Raw genomic sequence first — 213 nt, forward strand, 5'->3', positions numbered from 1 at the left:
CTTTGTGATTCATGACTGGGGTGAAGTCGTAACAAGGTAACCGTAGGGGAACCTGCGGTTGGATCACCTCCTTACCTGAAGATACCTTCCCGCGCAGTGTCCACACAGATTGTCTGATAAAAAGTAACGAGCAGAAAAAACCTCTACAGGCTTGTAGCTCAGGTGGTTAGAGCGCACCCCTGATAAGGGTGAGGTCGGTGGTTCAAGTCCACT

1 rRNA gene is annotated in these 213 nt (G+C 50.2%); it reads left to right on the forward strand.

Annotation, left to right across the window (positions count from 1 at the left end):
• Positions 1-74: ribosomal RNA gene (locus LC417_RS22370) — 16S ribosomal RNA — on the forward strand; the annotation flags it as partial.
• Positions 75-213: the final 139 nt, after the last annotated feature.

The organism is Pantoea sp. OVA07A (assembly GCF_019969975.1).
Classification (GTDB): Bacteria; Pseudomonadota; Gammaproteobacteria; order Enterobacterales; family Enterobacteriaceae; genus Pantoea; species Pantoea agglomerans.